The 17,388-nt window shown below is 47.7% G+C and carries 13 protein-coding genes and 1 pseudogene; 8 read left to right on the top strand and 6 right to left on the bottom strand.

From position 1 onward, the window contains the following. Nucleotides 1-107: 107 nt before the first annotated feature. The 5 genes from ACR809_RS20250 to ACR809_RS20230 are packed head-to-tail and all read right to left on the bottom strand — an operon-like array spanning nucleotide 108 to nucleotide 6,040. A complete protein-coding gene (locus ACR809_RS20250; RefSeq protein ID WP_023158074.1) occupies nucleotides 108-842 on the bottom strand; it encodes a fimbrial assembly chaperone in 735 nt (244 codons plus the stop codon). Beyond that, entirely contained in the window at nucleotides 808-2,142 is a 1,335-nt protein-coding gene (gene stbD / locus ACR809_RS20245) for a fimbrial usher protein StbD (RefSeq protein WP_004183084.1), read from the bottom strand. The genes ACR809_RS20250 and stbD overlap by 35 nt, the downstream gene beginning before the upstream one ends. A gap of 4 nt (nucleotides 2,143-2,146) precedes the next feature. Continuing rightward, nucleotides 2,147-4,702 carry a fimbrial outer membrane usher protein gene (locus ACR809_RS20240; RefSeq protein ID WP_122051540.1) on the bottom strand — a complete coding sequence of 852 codons (2,556 nt, stop codon included), beginning with the start codon at nucleotides 4,700-4,702 and terminating at the stop codon, nucleotides 2,147-2,149. Next, a complete protein-coding gene (locus ACR809_RS20235; protein WP_075394606.1) occupies nucleotides 4,686-5,444 on the bottom strand; it encodes a fimbria/pilus periplasmic chaperone in 759 nt (252 codons plus the stop codon). Before ACR809_RS20235 ends, ACR809_RS20240 begins: the two co-directional genes overlap by 17 nt. 59 nt (nucleotides 5,445-5,503) lie before the next feature. Continuing rightward, nucleotides 5,504-6,040: a fimbrial protein gene (locus tag ACR809_RS20230; protein WP_122051539.1), complete on the bottom strand. Its 537-nt coding sequence runs from the start codon at nucleotides 6,038-6,040 to the stop codon at nucleotides 5,504-5,506. Between the two features lie 476 nt (nucleotides 6,041-6,516). Here ACR809_RS20230 and ACR809_RS20225 point away from each other — a divergent pair, with 476 nt between their 5' ends. The 7 genes from ACR809_RS20225 to ACR809_RS20195 all read left to right on the top strand — a co-directional run bounded on the left by ACR809_RS20225 (nucleotide 6,517) and on the right by ACR809_RS20195 (nucleotide 11,949). After that, nucleotides 6,517-7,263 carry a winged helix-turn-helix domain-containing protein gene (locus tag ACR809_RS20225; protein WP_023282208.1) on the top strand — a complete coding sequence of 249 codons (747 nt, stop codon included), beginning with the start codon at nucleotides 6,517-6,519 and terminating at the stop codon, nucleotides 7,261-7,263. Next, complete coding sequence (locus tag ACR809_RS20220; RefSeq protein ID WP_026005907.1) at nucleotides 7,236-7,736, top strand: hypothetical protein; 501 nt, start codon at nucleotides 7,236-7,238, stop codon at nucleotides 7,734-7,736. The genes ACR809_RS20225 and ACR809_RS20220 overlap by 28 nt, the downstream gene beginning before the upstream one ends. A gap of 58 nt (nucleotides 7,737-7,794) precedes the next feature. Further along, complete coding sequence (locus ACR809_RS20215) at nucleotides 7,795-9,357, top strand: EAL domain-containing protein (RefSeq protein ID WP_122051538.1); 1,563 nt, start codon at nucleotides 7,795-7,797, stop codon at nucleotides 9,355-9,357. A 56-nt stretch (nucleotides 9,358-9,413) separates the two neighbouring features. Further along, a complete protein-coding gene (locus ACR809_RS20210; protein ID WP_023282211.1) occupies nucleotides 9,414-10,148 on the top strand; it encodes a winged helix-turn-helix domain-containing protein in 735 nt (244 codons plus the stop codon). Further along, on the top strand, nucleotides 10,121-10,609 hold the full coding sequence (locus tag ACR809_RS20205; protein WP_122051537.1) for a hypothetical protein: 489 nt from the start codon (nucleotides 10,121-10,123) through the stop codon (nucleotides 10,607-10,609). Before ACR809_RS20210 ends, ACR809_RS20205 begins: the two co-directional genes overlap by 28 nt. A gap of 208 nt (nucleotides 10,610-10,817) precedes the next feature. Then, nucleotides 10,818-11,354 carry an Ail/Lom family outer membrane beta-barrel protein gene (locus ACR809_RS20200; protein ID WP_106482303.1) on the top strand — a complete coding sequence of 179 codons (537 nt, stop codon included), beginning with the start codon at nucleotides 10,818-10,820 and terminating at the stop codon, nucleotides 11,352-11,354. A gap of 238 nt (nucleotides 11,355-11,592) precedes the next feature. Further along, nucleotides 11,593-11,949 carry a DUF4156 domain-containing protein gene (locus tag ACR809_RS20195; RefSeq protein ID WP_011977699.1) on the top strand — a complete coding sequence of 119 codons (357 nt, stop codon included), beginning with the start codon at nucleotides 11,593-11,595 and terminating at the stop codon, nucleotides 11,947-11,949. Nucleotides 11,950-12,131: 182 nt separating this feature from the next. Here the strand turns inward: ACR809_RS20195 and ACR809_RS20190 are convergent. Continuing rightward, nucleotides 12,132-13,267: pseudogene (locus ACR809_RS20190) on the bottom strand (IS3-like element ISEc15 family transposase). Nucleotides 13,268-13,485: 218 nt separating this feature from the next. On the opposite strand from ACR809_RS20190, the gene ACR809_RS20185 reads away from it, so the two are divergent. After that, nucleotides 13,486-17,298, top strand: coding sequence for an SIR2 family protein (locus tag ACR809_RS20185; RefSeq protein ID WP_122051536.1), 3,813 nt, complete (start codon nucleotides 13,486-13,488; stop codon nucleotides 17,296-17,298). The last annotated feature ends 90 nt before the right edge of the window (nucleotides 17,299-17,388 follow it).

Genomic DNA, 17,388 nt, shown 5'->3' with positions numbered 1-17,388 from the left:
AGCGTGAATTGCACAGACCGCGCCAGATAACCGCCATAACTGCCATCTGCAATAGAGTGGCAGAAGAGTGAGGCTTCTGATTCACTTTCGGTAATAAAAAATGGCGCTCAAATTTCTTTATCCATAATGGTTGCGGTATAGGTCCGCCAGTTCCCCGAATCATTAATCACCGCATAGTCTACTGTTGACCCCACCGCTGGCATATTAGAAAGCGCGACATCGCGCTGTTCATAGGGCGCGAGCATGATGTTACCGATACTTATTCCCTTTATCGGCGCGACAGCCAGGCTCATATACCACGGGGTCGGATTGGTTATCGTGATGCCCTGCGAAGCGATACTGAAGCGTAATTTCCGCTCATCGTTGCTGGTGGGGGCCTTTAAGCCGTGCGGACGAATAAATACCTTTAACCGTAATCGCAGGGGTAACACTAATTTGCGAGTGACGCTGTCTGTTGCATTCTGCTCGGGGGGGATCTGGTAAATATTAAGCCAGAAAAGGCTTTCCCGATCCCCTGGCAAACTACGGCGCGAGCTCAGCATCACACGAAGCGTTCTCAACTCATCCGGCTGCATTTTAAAGACAGGGGGCAAGACCACCAGCGGCGTGCGGCTACTGTCTGGTGAAGAGGCCGTCTCTCCGGCATCGGTCCAGACCTGTAACAGCATCGGCGTCACGCTATCGTTTGTGAGCGTCAGCGACTGGACAACATCGTTAGCAGCGAAGACGATCCGGGTTCGATCAACGTTAACCGCAGCAAACGGCGCCGGAGTGATGCCTGCCAGCAACAATAGCGCTAACAAAGCCTTACTGAAAACTAACCACTGCCTGTAACTGCGCATTCACGCTCCCTACCGTTACCGTTTGTCCTCCAAGCGCCTCAAGGGAGGCCGTAAAATCACCGTGCCAGATTTCCACCGAACCATGATCTTTTTTGCCGGTTTGTACCGTGAGCTCCTTATACCCATACCAGCCACGGGCATTGCCCGTTCCCGTACTCGTTTTGTCTGGTAACAGGTTAAGCGGCGCACCGCGCTCATCGTAAATCCGTATTCCTACTCCGGAAGCCACGCCCTTTTCGCCATAATGCGTATCCAGTAACCAGGTTAATCCGCCACCGGTGGTCGTCAGGCCCAGGCGGCGCGCGGCGGCAACAGCCGCAGGCTGGTTGACCAAAAAGCCCATGGCGACATTAGCTACCTGGGTTGTGGGGTGAGTTGAAGACATCGCGCCGGCTTCGCACTCAAGCGTTATACTGAAAGGCGCTTCGCTGCTTTCGCCAGAAGTAAGCGCTTCTGCTGATATGGTGGGGAGCAGCACTGTCGCAGGATAATCTTCAATGGTGCAAGCTGCGCCGCGAATATAGGTAACCTGATTATAGCTACTCCATGCACCGGGCCAATAAGCAGGCCAACCATAATAGCTTGAAGCATGATCCATACCTGGCTGAATAGCGGATGTTATTAAGCCCGGCCCTTTAAAGGCGATATAACCGCGCGGCTGGGTATAAAGGTCTTTGTTGATTCTGTCCGAATAAATATACTGATCCGAGGCGGCGATTTTAATCATCTCATACAGGACATTACTAAACGCGCCTGCGGGAATATAGATTGCGTGATCGTCCTGAAACCAACTATCCGCAGTAAGCTGGCGCTGCTTCCAGTAGCGGCTATAGTATTCGCCAGTACTCAGGTTAGTCATCCGTACCGCGACGTTACGTTCCGCGTCATAGTAGGCCCCTTCAACTTCTTTCGCCCGGCGTCCTCCAACAAAAGGGTTATCGGCATTGGTAGAATATAATTCGTACAGTTGCCCGGCATCCTTCAAATCACAGCGGTAAAGCACCTGTTTTGCCGAGTAGGGTGTCTGAACGCCGGCGGTAAGGAAATTAGCCACTGCGCTGGCAAGCACAGTACCTGAAGGCTGGAACTTGTTATTGGCGCTAACGCTAATGACTGACGGCAGACCAAGATGACCGATATTGTCATCATAGGCGCCGCGCCAGTAGCGCGCGGTATAACCCGCTTTAATCGCAGCCTCAGAAAGGAAACTATTATCCGTGACCTTAACGCAGTTAGCCCAGGGCGCGGTGCTGAAAAGCAGGCCAGCTGCAAACAGCAGCGTTCGGCGAAGATGACACATGAGACTATTTCCTCTCGCAGGTAGTCGTGAGATAAATCACGTTTTCAGGAGAATGCATATCGAACTGGTAAGGCACACGGCAACGTCGGTTGGCTCCTTTTCCCCAACGCACCAGTAATGAGCCAGAGGGTGTGCTGATCCGGGCATACACCTGCCCGCCTTGCCCGACCATCCCAATGACGGCCCCTTCGCTGTTCATGACCTCGGCGCCCATTGGCGGTATGCCGCCATCTGCCATTTTCACCGCGATGAGCACCGCTTTGCCGGTAATCGTTGAGAAGTTCACCCGTGCGATCGCGCCAGCATAGGGAACCACCTGTTGACTTCCCCCGGTCAGCTCAGCATCGCTGCGCATCTGCCGGGTATCGAGTGAGACGTTGTTGCGACGATAGGGAGATAGCGAGGGCAAAATGGCATACCCAAAACGGTCGATTACCGCCCCCTGACCGTTCTGTACGACGGCGCCCTGTGCGCCATCGGCGTGAATTAATGCAAACGTGTCGCTGGCGTAGGGGCCGAACGTCACGCCACCGGAATGCAACACCACGGTTCCGGAGGAGCCTAGCGCCACCTGACGATAGTCTTTTCCCTGATCGTAGCCCACGCGCAGCGCGCCAAAACGGGTGTTTTGCTGGACGTTGCCGCCAAAAGTCGTTGCTGTCCCTTCATCCCCATTGCGATAGCGATCATAGCCGCCGTAGACCGACCAGGAGAGTTCGCTCTGCTCGCCACGGGTTCCGTTCATCGACAAGGTTGAGGATCGGTTCGCGCGCGACTGGTTATAATTCATTGCCACGGAGGTCGGATTGTCGCCCCAGTTAAAGGGAATGGATAAAGTGAACGATAGCGTCGTCTCGGTATATTTTTGCCGCTGGTTCAGATCCTGCGGTTCGTTAACGCTGTGGTAGAAGCGGCCATCGTCCCAGGTGGAGCGCTGCCTGGCAAGGTTGAATCCATAACTCACTTTTCGCCACTGGTTGCTATAGCCCAGCTGCAGTTGCGTGATCCGCGACCGGTTATTGTAATAATCAGCGGTACTGGCGCTAAGATTTAGCGTCCCCAACCGACCTAACGGCTGGCTGACGGTTGCAGAAAGACGTTGGCGTTGGTGTAGGGTATCGGAGTAGTAAACAATGCTGTTGTGCTCCTGTTGCCGGACGCCAAACACATCTTCTAAATCGCGGAATCCGCCGGTTGAGTAGCGATAAGCCGCCAGTACCAGATTAGTGCCTGTGGAAAAGGTCTTGCTATAGCTGAACTCCGCGCGCCAGCCCTGCTGCCGATCGTTATGTTCCACTTGTGCGCCAGACCAGGTGGCATTCATCCCGAACGCGCCCAGACGGGTTGCCAGAACGCCGCCAGCCAGCCAGGCCTGATAATCATGCGCCAACCGCGATCCAAGATTAAGCGTGAGATGATTATTCACCCCGTGCTGCAGCGTCCCCTCAAGAAAACGGTTGTCGATGCGGTAATATTGGCGGACCTTGCCTAGAGCAAAAGCGTAGTGCCAGTTACCAGGGCGCACTGAGTCGGGAACGGCGGAATAGGGAACGGTAAAACGAGAAACCTTTCCGTTAGCCTCAATCACCTTAACCTGCAAATCCCCCTGATAGTGGGTGTTGTAAAGATCATCTATATAGAACGGGCCAGGTGGAACATGGGTTTCATAGATAACTTTGCCTAGCTGTTTGATGACCACCCGTGCGCTGCTTGACGCCACGCCATGCACCTCCGGCGCATAGCCGCGTTTGCCCTGCGGCCACATGCGCTCATCCGTGGCGAGTTTAATACCATTGAATGACAAGCTGCCGAATAAACTGGAGTCGGTATAGTTATCGCCAAATGCCATGATGCTGTCGATTGCGGTGAGTGGCCGCTGTACCCAGGTGCGCACGCGATTATAATGCCAGGCGCTACCGCTTTGGTTACTGTCGGCATAGCGCAGATTCCCCTGATGGCGGAGCTGCCACAGGCCAATATTGCTGCCAACGTTGATGCCGCTCCACAAATAGTGGTAGCGGAAGTGCTGGCTGGTGTTGTCTGTGTGGGTCCAGTTGGTGTTATGGCGTAAAAACAGCGCCAGCGCGCCGCTGTCCCACTGCGAAGGCGGGATATAGCCGCGCGGCCTGTGCATCAGCTCGCTCATCGGCAGCGTAAGCCGGAGCTGTAGCGTCGCGCTATCAAATTGCCATTCACCGCGGGATACCCAGCCCCTTAGCGGACGGCAGCTATTTTGCAGCGCGTTGTCCGGGAGCGATTTAACCTGAGCGGCCTGCATCAGCGATAACGGAAGGCAGGGCTCGGTGCGCTGTCCGCCATTGACTGGATTAAAGCGGATTTTTACGCCGGATTTTATCAGCGTTCCATTGACGATAACGTCAACCAGATACTCTCCGGCGGGGGTGTCGGGTCCGTTAACGCTCGCCATACCTTGTCCGTAAGCTGTTCCCTGCAATAGAGAGGGGTCGAAATAATATTCTTCACCGAAAGCCTGGCCAACGCAGGCTACGGCTAAGATAACGAAGATATTTTGGCGTGAGAATTTAACCTTCAGCGACATGATAACGCTCGCTTATCCTTGCACCCTGGTCGTTAACCACCGTCACAGTGACGGTACCGTTAAGTGAATTGGCGCTGACGTTTCCCGGTATCCAGAAAGTGCGACTGGAAAAAGGGGGGACCATGTCGACATTAAGCTCGCGTGAAGTACCATTTACTTTCACGCTCAGATTACTGAGGGAGGCATACCAGGGTTGCGGATTGCTGATGACAATACCGGCGCCTTTTCGGGCATTACGCACCACGGTGATGTGCAGTTTTTTCGCCAGATTACCTGGTGAACCAATGCCTTCCGGCCGATAGAAGAGTTTGATCCGCGTCCTTAGCATCACCAGCACTTTATTTTGCTGGCGGCCACCTATATTGGCTGGCGGTACCTGCAACGCGTTGAACCAGAAAACTGATTCACGATCGTGCGGCAGCGCTTTACGCTGGTTATAGACAACGCGGACGATCTGCCCTGATTTCGGTTGGATTCGAAATACTGGCGGCGTAGAGATAAAAGGAATGCCGCTCGCGTTCTCCGGCCCAATATGCAGATCGCCATTGTCAAACCAGGTTTGTACGATATAGGGAAAGTCATCGTTATTTTTTAGCTGTACATCGACTGAGGCGACGGTCGATGGATAAATAATCCGACTGCCTACAATGGTAACGCTGGCCCAGGCCCCGGTAACGGGAAAGAACAGGGCTATCAGCAGCACCAGATAGCGTAGCCCTGAACGGGGGGCATCCTTTTTCATCGCAACAACTCCATTGCTATCAAAAAGGTCCGACGGCAAGCACCGGACCACGGAGAGTTTTACAGGTAGGAAACGGCGTACTGGAGAGTGGCTTCGACCGTACCAGCCGATGCTGCTCCTGTGGCGTAATACTGCGCAGTGTAGGTGGCGCTGGCTTCCGTCTCTCCAGGCTTCAGTTGTAGATCGCCTTCACCTTTGAAGCCGTTGGTCAAATTGATAACTTTATTTGCGGTATCAAGGAGTTGTACTTCAACGTTGGTCGCGTCTCCCGTATTCCCAAGATTACCGTTGCTGGTCACCTGGTTACCAACGAAGACGGTAGAGATTTTGGTCGCTCTATCGGTATTACCCGTGCAGCCGGTGAGACCAATATCAAATGTCACCTGACCTGCGACATCTTCGCCTTTCGCCAATTCCTTGGCACTCACCGTCGGCAGAATAACTACCGGTTTTGCCTGATTGCCGTTAATCGCCACAGAACAGGTTTCATCGGAAACTTCACCGCGAAAGGTAATAGTATTATTAGATATGGCTAGCGCGCTGGTGGAAATAAAAAGTGAGGCTGTTAATAAAGCCAGTGTGGTTTTCTTGAACATGGTTTTTTATTCCTTTGTTGCTATTCATTTATATATGATGAGGCTCGCTCTGCAGCTAGGGCAGATAAAGACAACGTCCTTTAGTTGATGCAAAACAAAATAGCGTCTCGCCAGGTGATTTTATTGTGCGGTTCCCGGTGATAAGGTTGCATAGCGACGTGGTCAATCGCCGGGCGGCGCCATCATGTTTTAAAGGCAAGATTACGAACCATTTTCTGAAAAGAGCTTACTGATGTGCTGAATATTCCTTAAATTTATCTTACTTGACTGGTGTGTTGATATTCAAAAAAGGTAAGAAAAATTCATAAAGGAAGCTAATCTATTGATTTGGTGAAGAGTAAGCAATAAGGGTAGCAGAGTTGATGTTAGTGACTGTGTTTTGTGAAAAGATTGCGAATGTTAAGGTGGGTGAAATCATTTCACCCTGTGTTAATATGACAGGCGACAGAGTAAGTGTATTGAAGAACGGATTTTCCATGGATGAAGAGTTGTTGTTAATCGCTAAAAAGGTGATATTTGATAGTGCCAGAATGACATTGGCTAATGGTAATAAGATTATTAAAATCTCTGAGTCGGAGACAAACCTACTTCTTGCCTTCCATCGCGGTATATATAAAAAAGAAGATATCATTGATTTCGTCTGGAAGAATCGTGCGGGTTGTGTTTCAGAATCGAGTTATTACAAGCTTATTAATCAAATGCGGAATAATTTTTCGCTCGTTGGTTTGAAAGCGGACGATATTGTTACCCGTCCACGAATTGGTGTTTCGTTGTCACTGCCATTAGAACCGTTCAAAAAACAACGTTCGGAAGCAGGCGAACAGACCAGCGATACAGCGCGGGGTAAAGACAGTCGTCAGACTCATCTCGCGGAGGGTAAAAAATTTACCGCCAAAATACGTCTTCTGGTGCTGACAATGTTGTTGATGCTGTTAACGGCTATAGCGATGCTATTTCAACATGCACCTGTGCAAAATAAACACAAAAGCACCTTCAGGATGCTTGGTGATAAGGATGGCTATATCTTCTTCAAAATGGCGAGCGATAAAGTGACATTTAAGGAGGTGGTTTCGGCCTATAACACCCTGACGCTACCGCTATGTCGCCAGAACGGACATTATCTTTATTACCTCCGGGAGCCGAACATGAATCTTTTTTTGCAGTGCCTGAATCCTGTTGAAACGGCGGTACCAAAATGCATTACCATCAAAGAGCGTTACTAATTATCCTGTGTGGTCTGCTCTGCGCATGTATGGTGCTGGCAACGCAGGTGTATCGGGGAGCCAGACGCGATACGGAAGAAGTGAATAACCTTATTTGCACTGCTAAATCAAATGTTTATATAAAGTCGCGAAAATTAATTTTGAGCGGAACATTGGTGCTGGACTTGAAATCCAATCGGATTGCTATTCATTACGCCGTGCAGGATCAACAGCGGGAGCAGCGGTTATTCTTTCAGGACATCACCATCAGTGCGCCTAACCGCATTGGCCCGAAAACCTACACTTTCCGGATTGAAGCCGTACACAAATTTGATTCGGATACGACGGGGGAGATGTTTTCCTGGCTGCGTCTCCTGCAACCGGCAACCGTGAATGAGCTGACGATAAACAAAGTCGGTCAGCGAACCTATCTTTTTTCACTAAACCGGCAGATCTATAATTTTTGCACAACCAGCGGTAGCACCAAGGCATAATGGGGCTTGCGGTCAGCTATACCACCGCACATCCATTCGTGAATGAGAGGCGCAACCAGTGAAGCTAAAACTATCGTATATAATTTGTGCAGTGCTGGTGCCGCTGGTCATGATGCTTACGTTAGCACTGCTGGTCAGTGTCCTGCAGTTTAAACAGGATGTCGCCCTGAGTGCGAAAACCTTATTACGTTTTAGTGAAGATGTCTCAACTGCTTCGTGGCGGGTCACCGGGCAAGCCGTAAAATTAGCGGACAGGCCCTGCGCTGAAATTTTGTCGGAGCTTAACCGTACCCGCGCCTTTACTCCTTATATTCGTGATATTGGTTTGCTGGAAAAGGGCAATCTGCTCTGTTCCTTTGTTAGCAGAGAGCAGGCGCATCCTTTTCCTCTGCCACCAGGTAAAACGCTCCCAACGCCGCTACCTGCCAGGTGGGTTCGCTCATTTAGCTGGATGGCCGGTGGGCCTGGCAGGCCCGCGGTGGTTTACACACAGCAAGTCGCGGCGGATAAAGCGGCGTTTGTTATCGTCGATTCTCGGTATGTCCAGGAGCTGATGGATGTACTCTCAGAGGAGAGAGAGGCCGTTTTCAGCCTGAGATTTGGCAAAGGCGATGCCATTATCAGTCAACCAGCACAGTATGATCGAATAGTGATGACCCAGAATTACGTCACTGATGACGGAAAGATTTCTCTTACCGTCGCTGCGCCTCTTGGCACATTGACGGCAGTTTGGATGAAATCTCTGCTCATTTTTATCCCTCTCTCGTTTTGCTTCTCATTTTTGACCCTGGTACTTTACCGGCATTGGTCGAAAATGCGGATGTCCATGGCGCGAGAAATTATCCGCGGTATAAAAAATGCGCAGTTCACGGTGCATTATCAACCAGTATTTAACGTCAACCGCGGTAATTGTGGTGAGGTAGAGGCATTAATGCGTTGGCCTCTTCCCGATGGTCGTTTTATTACACCCGACATTTTCATCACCGCCGCAGAAAACGAAGGTATGATCGTTCCGCTTTCGCGGCATCTGTTTAAGCTCATCGCCGAGGATGTCGAAAGGTGGCAGGTCGCCGAAGGCTTTTATATCAGTGTTAATATTTCGCCTGAACACTTGGTGCATGAGAGCTTTATTGAAGACGTTGAGTTGTTACAGGCAAGATTAGGCAATCTGCGTCTGATGCTGGAGCTCACCGAACGCAGCCTCATTGTACAACCAGCACTTGTGTCAGATAAGCTGATACGGCTACGTGAGAAAGGCATATTGATAGCGATAGACGATTTTGGTACCGGCTACTGTTCGCTTTCTTACCTCCAGCAGCTACCCGTTGATTATCTGAAAATCGATCGTACTTTTGTCGATACGATTGATACCAGCGGTAGCGACGTGCCCATTCTGGATACCATTATCATGCTTAGCCATAAACTCGGTCTTAATATCGTTGCGGAAGGCGTGAGTTCAGAACATCAATTGAGCTATATTCTCGATCATAACGTAGGATTTATACAGGGCTATCTTTACGCAAAGCCTATGTGTTCATCTGATTTTACGCGCTGGCTTGATACGCGTGCCAATGAGCAAAATGACAGGATTAAATGCAAAAAATGTTCAATAAATCAGTAACCACTGAGGTAACATAATGGTTTAACCTGAACGACGCATTCTTAACAGAAGGTCTTATGAGTAAGAAAAAATACCTAATTGATAAGAAAGTCATTCTTGATTGCGAAAAGATGACGCTGTCGTGCGATCGCGAAAGCTTGAGAATTTCTGAATCCGAATGCAATTTGCTTATTGCTTTCCATGAAGGGTTATTTAAGAAGGATGACTTAATTGCCTGGGTATGGGGACGAAAAGGCGTTGTGGTTTCCAGTGCGAGCTATTATAAATTAATCAACCAGTTACGCGGTTCATTTGAAAAGGTCGGCCTTCCCCCTTCAGCGGTATTAACGCGTCCTAAGGTCGGCGTAACGCTCTCGGTATCCATCGAATCATTGCCTGATGCTTCAACACCCGCAATGCAAAATATCGCCAGCGATACCGTTGCGCCAGTTGCAGACGCGTCGCCAGAACCAACGCAAATTTCTCAGTTTACCATCAGGAAAGAATGGTTTTTTTTAATCGGCGCAACGTTATTCTTGCTGGTAATGATTTATATATACCACAACAGTAAGCCAGATTATTTTTCTGAATTGGGAACCTATAACGGATATACCTTTTACGGTGTTACAGAGGATAACCGTACTCTTGAGGATGCGGTGGGGGCTTTTTCCGAGTTGAGCCCGCAAGTCTATAAGCAAAATGGCAATTTTATTTATTATATTCGTGTCCCTAATACCAATATTTTTGTTCAGTGTCTGAATCAACTGAATGTTTCGGAGCCCAAATGCATCACTATCAAAGAACGGTACTGAACAGCATTACGCTGCTTATCCTGGCGGTATCCTTCGCGTTACTGATTTTACATGTACGTCAACAACGCTACCCTTTATCAGATTTGAACGCTTTTTTATGTACTACCAGGACGGTAACCTCAGTTCAACCGGGTAATTTTCACGCTGATGGCAATATCGTCCTTGATTTCAAAAATAAACGCATTACGCTTCAATATGACATCATCACCGCACAGCAGATAAAAAAAGTGTTGTATCGCGATGTATATATAAAAAACCTGAAGATGCCGGGGGCCGGAATTTATACATTTGATGTTGATTCGGTAAAGGTGTTTTCTACTGATACTGCCGGTGATTTTTTAGCACATTTTCGCTTGCTGCACCCCGGTGCCGCTAATGAAATAAGAGTCACCAGAGTCGGTAATAGCACCTATTTGTACTCAATAAATCGTAAGATATATAACGTTTGTACCTTGCAGTGAACCTGGGTTTGCGTTGCTAATAGGTTTTTATCTAGTAATATCAATATCTTACTAAATCATACTTTTTCTGAAAGTGACGGTAAAATATATGTAAGACTAATTTCATAATTTTCTCTCGATTTTTATGGTTATATTGCTGCCGCAATCGGTCTTCTACGGTGATTGCTTGTTGATAAGCATTGAGTTATTTACCAGTAAGGAGCTTTACATGCAGCGTATTTTTTCACCATGGATTATGGCAGCACTATTATTTTCGCCCGCATTAGCGGTAGCGATGGAAAATCATACCCTCTCGGTTGGCTATGCCCAAACGCACCTTAGTACGTTAAAGAACTCTGCCAGTAAAGATCTTCGTGGCCTCGCACTAAAATATCGTTATGAGTTCAATTCTGACTGGGGGGTATTAACCTCTCTTACCGCCACTCGTCATGAAGTACAAAATTACAAGTGGGACGCGGGGAAGTTACATAAAGATGGGGATAATACTACCAGCTATAGTTCGTTAATGATTGGACCGACCTATCGGTTTAATGACTACATTAGTTTGTATGGTAATGTCGGCATGGCAGAAATGAAGATAAAAAACCGGGATAATCATTCCTCTTCAGAAAATGCTTTTGCCTATGGAGCAGGCGTTATTTTTAATCCATTAACCAATCTTTCCCTTGGCCTCTCATGGGAAACGGCCAAATTACTTTTCGTTGATACAAATACATTTGGTGTGAGCGTAGGTTATCGTTTCTAATACCTAAAACGCCTCTGTTTATGGCAAGGAATACATTATCTCAAAAAAATAAAATATCATGACGACGATAAGAGATATTATGGACCCTTAAGATAGTTATACTTGATGGTTGTTTAAAACTTAAATCTCCCTGGAGTTCCCTGGGAGGTGTATTTTATTGCCAGCACAATGCGCCTCAACATTCGACTGGTTTCGCAACTATTGGATTATTTTTAGCAGAATTGATTAAGGTATTAACATGAACAAAAAAATGGTCTTTCTGGCCGCTTTTATGCTAACAGCTTGTAGCGCTAACTCCTTACAACATGGCGCTGAAGGAGTACGTATAACACATAACGAACCTGATGCTTCGTGCACCTATTTAGGGGACGTGACTGGTAGCCAGGGTAATTTTTTCACGGGAGGATGGACGTCAAATAGCAACCTCGAGACGGGGGCCCGAAATGATCTAAAAAATAAAGCGTGGAAAATGGGGGGGAACGTCGTGGTACTGTTAACCCAAAGAGCGGGTCAGACCGGTAGCGTCTATCATGGCACAGGTTCAAGCCAGCAAACAAACGTTACATTAAGCGGCACGGTTTATCGGTGTCGGTGATAATTTCTCTATCTTGATAACCTCCTGAGGATAATGCAGGTAGTAAAGTTTAAACTATGCTGCCTGTTCAACTCCCCTTTCTTTATAACTATATAGCGAAGTGGTTAGTAGCGGTGTCATTGATCCATCATTTCTGTCGGGGAATGTTGGAGTGACCACGCTCCGGTAGACAGTTTCTGTCCTCACTGCGAGGCCTTTTCGAAGGCCTCCGGGCTGACGCCGCCGAGATGACTGTGGCGCCGGGCCCGGTTGTAGAACACTTCAATGTAATCGAAAATATCCGCCCGGGCCATGTCCCGGGTTTTGTATATCCGCTTCCTGATGCGCTCTTTTTTGAGTGAACTGAAGAACGATTCTGCCACTGCATTATCCCAGCAGTTGCCGCGACGGCTCATGCTCGGTACCAGATTATTGGCCCGGCAGAACCGCTGCCAGTCATCACTGCCATACTGACTGCCCTGATCGCTGTGCACAATGACGTTTTCTTCAGGTTTACGTCGCCAGACCGCCATCAGCAGCGCATCCAGTGCCAGCTCGCGCGACAGTGTCGGCTTCATCGACCAGCCCACCACATTACGGGCAAAAAGATCGATAACCACTGCCAGGTACAGCCAGCCCTGCCAGGTGCGGATGTAGGTGATGTCGGTGACCCACACCTGATTGGGCTTCACTACAGTAAATTCACGCCGCACGTGATTAGGCGCTATCAGTGACGGTCATCCCCGGCTCCCGCGTGGCACTTTATAACCATGTATAGCCTGAATCCTGTTTTTCCTCATGATTTTGGCAACCCGGTTTCTGCTGCACACTTCGCCAATTTCGCGAAGATCGCCATGAACCCTGCGATAACCGTAAACTCCACCACTCAGCGTATAGGTGTCGCGGATGAGTTCCAGCAGTCGCTGGTTATTCTTTTCTCCGGCAGATACAGGGTTATGGAGCCAGACATAAAATCCGGCACGGGCAACCTTAAGGACCCGACACATTGTAACGATCGACCAGATTTCACGGTGATCGTTGATAAAGCGATACTTCAGTCGGGCTCCCTTGCAAAGTACCGCGCTGCCTTTTTCAGAATATCCCGCTCTTCCTCAGTGCGTTTAAGCTGTGCTTTCAGCCTGAGAATTTCTGTTCTGGCATCCAGTAAATCCTGTGCCTGCTGTCCACTGTTGTCAGGCTTAACAGCCCGGAGCCATTTATATAGGCTGTGCGCCGACACGCCGAGCCGTTCAGATACTTCAGCAATAGAATAGCCCCGCTCGGTGATCTGGCGGACGGCCTCTTCCTTAAATTCAGGGGTAAAACGTGGTGTGCCCATAGACTCCTCCTATGCTCAAACTATAGGGCAGATTTGTCTACGGGCTCGGGGTCACTCCAAACCACCTAGAAGGATGACTACCAAAACAGTGGCAATTCAAATCGTTTACTTTGAGATGAATCACTTGAATGACCAAGGTTGTTTCACTATCAGTGTTCATCACATGGCTATGAATAGTAGAATCCAAGCATAAATTAACGCTTAGAAAAGTTGAGCTTATGAGATTCCACCCTGAAGGGCCTTCCATACCCGATATCCTCTTAGAACGCTGTGATACAGGTCGAGTTGTATTTCTCTGTGGCGCTGGGGTTTCATTACCTTCAGGGATGCCAAGCTTTGTAGAGCTTACCCAGCATGTAATTGAATACTTTGACCCTCCATACGATTCAGAAATCATGGCAGCATTTCGCCCATGGCTTCACGACCAATCTTCGGCAAATGTCCCTCTCGACCAAATTTTCAACCTCCTACATCTGGAATATGGCAAGGATGAGGTGAATGCTTTGGTATCAAAGCGTCTGGGTACTGCAAGAACTGATATAGAGGTTGGACGTGAGCATGCCCTGATTAAAAGAATTTCCTCAAATCAGAGTGGAGTTCCACAGATTGTCACAACGAACTTTGACCGACTGTTCGAGGTTAACCAAGCGCAAGATAATTTAACTCGATATGTGCCGCCAGCTTTCCCAAATCTGAATTTCGGTTCGACAATTGAGGGAATTACATATCTTCACGGTCGCCTGGTCGACGAAAATGCTGTAAACCATCCTTATGTGCTGAGCAGTGCAGACTTTGGACGAGCATATCTTTCAGAAGGGTGGGCGACCAATTTTATTAAGCTTCTTCTGGAACGATACATCGTTGTTTTGGTCGGTTATCAGGCAGAAGACCCACCAGTTAAATACCTCCTTCAGGGTCTCAATCATGATGGCCAGTATGATCGTTCCAGACTTTATGCATTTGATCGCGGCCTTGCTGAGGATATCGAAGCCAAATGGCGTGACAGAGGAGTTACAGCCATAGCCTATTCCGATCATCCAGCTCTTTGGAAGACTTTGGAAGCATGGGCTGAGCGAGCAGATGATCCACGCCGATGGCGAGCTTCTATTATCGCTAAAAGCCAGCAAGATCCGAAAGTTCTAGCACCGTATGAACGTGGTCAACTTGCCCATATACTTCGCACTACACAAGGTGCGAAATTGTTCTCTGAAGCTGTTCCTCTTCCCCATCCAGAGTGGCTTTGTGTGATGGATGCAAATATTCGGTCAGCCAAACAGAAGAAAAGATACTACGAACTTGATGACAATGATGCAGAGACCTTCGATCCACAAGAAGCTTATGGGCTTGATGACGATCTGCAAGATATCTCTGAAGATGAATATAAACGTGGAGTGGTGAGTAACGATAATCTCCTTGAATGGCGCGACGAAGATGATAATCCGTCAGATTACCATCGCTTGGCTGGATGTTTGGAGACAATGCCGAAACGATTGAGCCATCTCATGGCCTGGTTCTGCAAATCTCTTGATAGCCCCGTGATGGCTTGGTGGGCTATCCGAAAAATCAGCATTCATCCTCTACTACTACAAAATATTGAACGCAATATTGAGCATTCAACATCAATCCACAAACGCGCCCGTCAACTGTGGAGCTTAATTCTTGAACATCATAAAGATCCCCGCAATCGTCGTTATGACGTCGATTGGTACGACTTAAAAGATCGAATTACAAACCAAGGCTGGACAACTTGTGTTTTACGAGAGTTTCGTAGAGTAATGACACCCCGATTGGAAATGAAATTGCCGTATGGATTGGGTGAAGTCAGACCGCCAAGCGGCTCCTGGGAGGAAATTCAGTTCAGCGAATTAGGCCAATTTGAAGTTGTGTTCACCGAAAGACATGATGACGATTTAGACGTACCTGATAATGTATTACTACAAGTATTTAGTGCTTTAGAAGCGCAAATAATAATTGCCTCCGGGATGTTAGACGATATTGATACGTACTACTTTCCAAGCCCAAGTTGTTATCCAGAACGTGCGGTTGAAGGAGAAGAACATTTCGCGAAAGGTGCGGAGATATTGACATGGTTTGTCCACCTTTTAGACCGAGTTGTTATGAAGTGGCCAGAATTGGCTAAGGCAAACGTAACAACTTGGCCAGTAAAGGAGCCGTTTTTCTTCCGAAAGCTTAGACTTTATGCATTCAGTAAAACAGGCGTCTTTGAGGCTGACCGTGTTGCCGAAGAGCTTTTGTCTTTGGATCAAAGTGGATTTTGGGACACAAATGTTACCCGCGAACTTCTTTTTCTGCTCACTGATCGTTGGGAAGAATTCTCGCAAGAAAATCAGAATCGAATTAAAGAGCATATTTTAACCGGCCCGAACCATTTACTTTATTTTCCCGAGAACAACATTCCAAAACAAAGGGAGATACTGGCAGCTAGATACGCTCGCTATCTCGAACTAAGCGGCTGTAAAATGTCCACTATTCATCGTGACCAACTAACTGCGATGATTAAAAGAATTCCTGACTGGAATGATGGCTGGGCTACATCTGTTGTCATCAATTGGGGTTCACGGACAGGTTGGGTTCGTACAGACGAAAAGCCAGATATAATCTTAGATCTTCCAGCAAACGAAATAATCCCAAAAGTAAAAGAGATGCTTAAACGAGAAGATGACAGCTTTACTAGTAGGCAACCCTTTGTCGGATTGATAAAAGAAAACCCGCGTAAGGCTTTGTCTGCACTAGCTATTGCAGGGAGAGGCGGTGATTACCCTAAGGAATTTTGGTCGCCAATGATAAGTGAGTTACCTAAAGATCTTAAACCAAGGGTGAGACGAGTATTCCTGAACCGAATTGTGCGGTTGCCAGTTACAGCTTTGGTCGAGTTACGACATACATTAAGTAACTGGCTTGAACAAAATTTAGCTGCGACTCTTGAATTCGATGAGGATCTCGGATGGGCAGTTTACGATCATGTCATAGAGGGTATACTGAGCGGTGGGGCTGATGCAACACGGAGTGGTTTCGGAGAAGTTATCCGAAATGGTGAGGTTGTAATACAGTCTCGGCGTACATTCAGCCATGCAATCAATGGTCCTGTCGGTAAATGTACTCAAGCGCTTTTTCAAGTAATGCCAAGTGAAGAAAAAAAAGCTGGTTCGCTTATTCCGTATTCTATTAAGTCTCGTATTGAACGTCTTTTTACTGCACCAGGAGAAGGTGCGGACCACACTATAGCTATAACGACTCGCAATCTAAATTGGCTAATGTTTGTTGATCCTGCATGGGCAAAAGAATGGCTTATACCTATTTTGGACTTAAAACATCCTGCAGCAGAACCAGCATGGAATGGTTATCTTCATTGCAATGATATGCCTTCGATTGCAGTAGCTGAACTTATTAAACCCTATTTTCTTAACCTTATACCTTGGATCGAATTTCTTTCGTGGGAAAAAAATTATTCAGTTCGAGCTTCGCAATGGCTTGGTTTAATGAGAATGTTTCACCCTGATGAGCCCTCCAGTCCTTCCAGGAATGAAATGCGCTCCATATTACGAGAATTATCTGACGAGGCTCGAAATCGTTTTATTTCCTGGTTAGGATTGGTCGGGCAGAAAAACGAGAGTGGCTGGGTTAAGTATGTGATCCCATTAATCAGAGAGGACTGGCCTAAAGAACGCCAATATAGAACCACGAGCTCTGTAAAAGCATGGGTTGGTTTACTTGACGATACTGGCGATAAGTTTCCGGAGGTTTACGATTCAGTAAAAACATACTTAGTACCAATCGAGACAATTGATCACTTGTTCTACAGATTCACTAGGGAGCTCGGTGGTAAAGAAGCAATTGCAGCTATTTTTCCAGAAACCACACTTGATTTAATGGACAAAATAACACCACAGATATTCACGCGTACATCAGGAGAGCTGCAGAAGATTCTTGAGCTAATTGGAGATACAGATACAAGTCTGATCAAGGATTCTCGGTACTTACGGCTTATTGCACTGGTTGAGAAAAATTAGCATTTATGGTTTTTTACCGTTGTTGATTACTCAGCAATACTTTTCGACATGCCGTAGCGCTTACCGCCTGTTCTTGACTAAGATGAGAAG

The organism is Klebsiella sp. CD33 (assembly GCF_051992865.1).
Classification (GTDB): Bacteria; Pseudomonadota; Gammaproteobacteria; order Enterobacterales; family Enterobacteriaceae; genus Klebsiella; species Klebsiella pneumoniae.
Note: the sequence above shows the minus strand (reverse complement) of the source record. Positions and strands in the feature narration are given on the sequence as shown.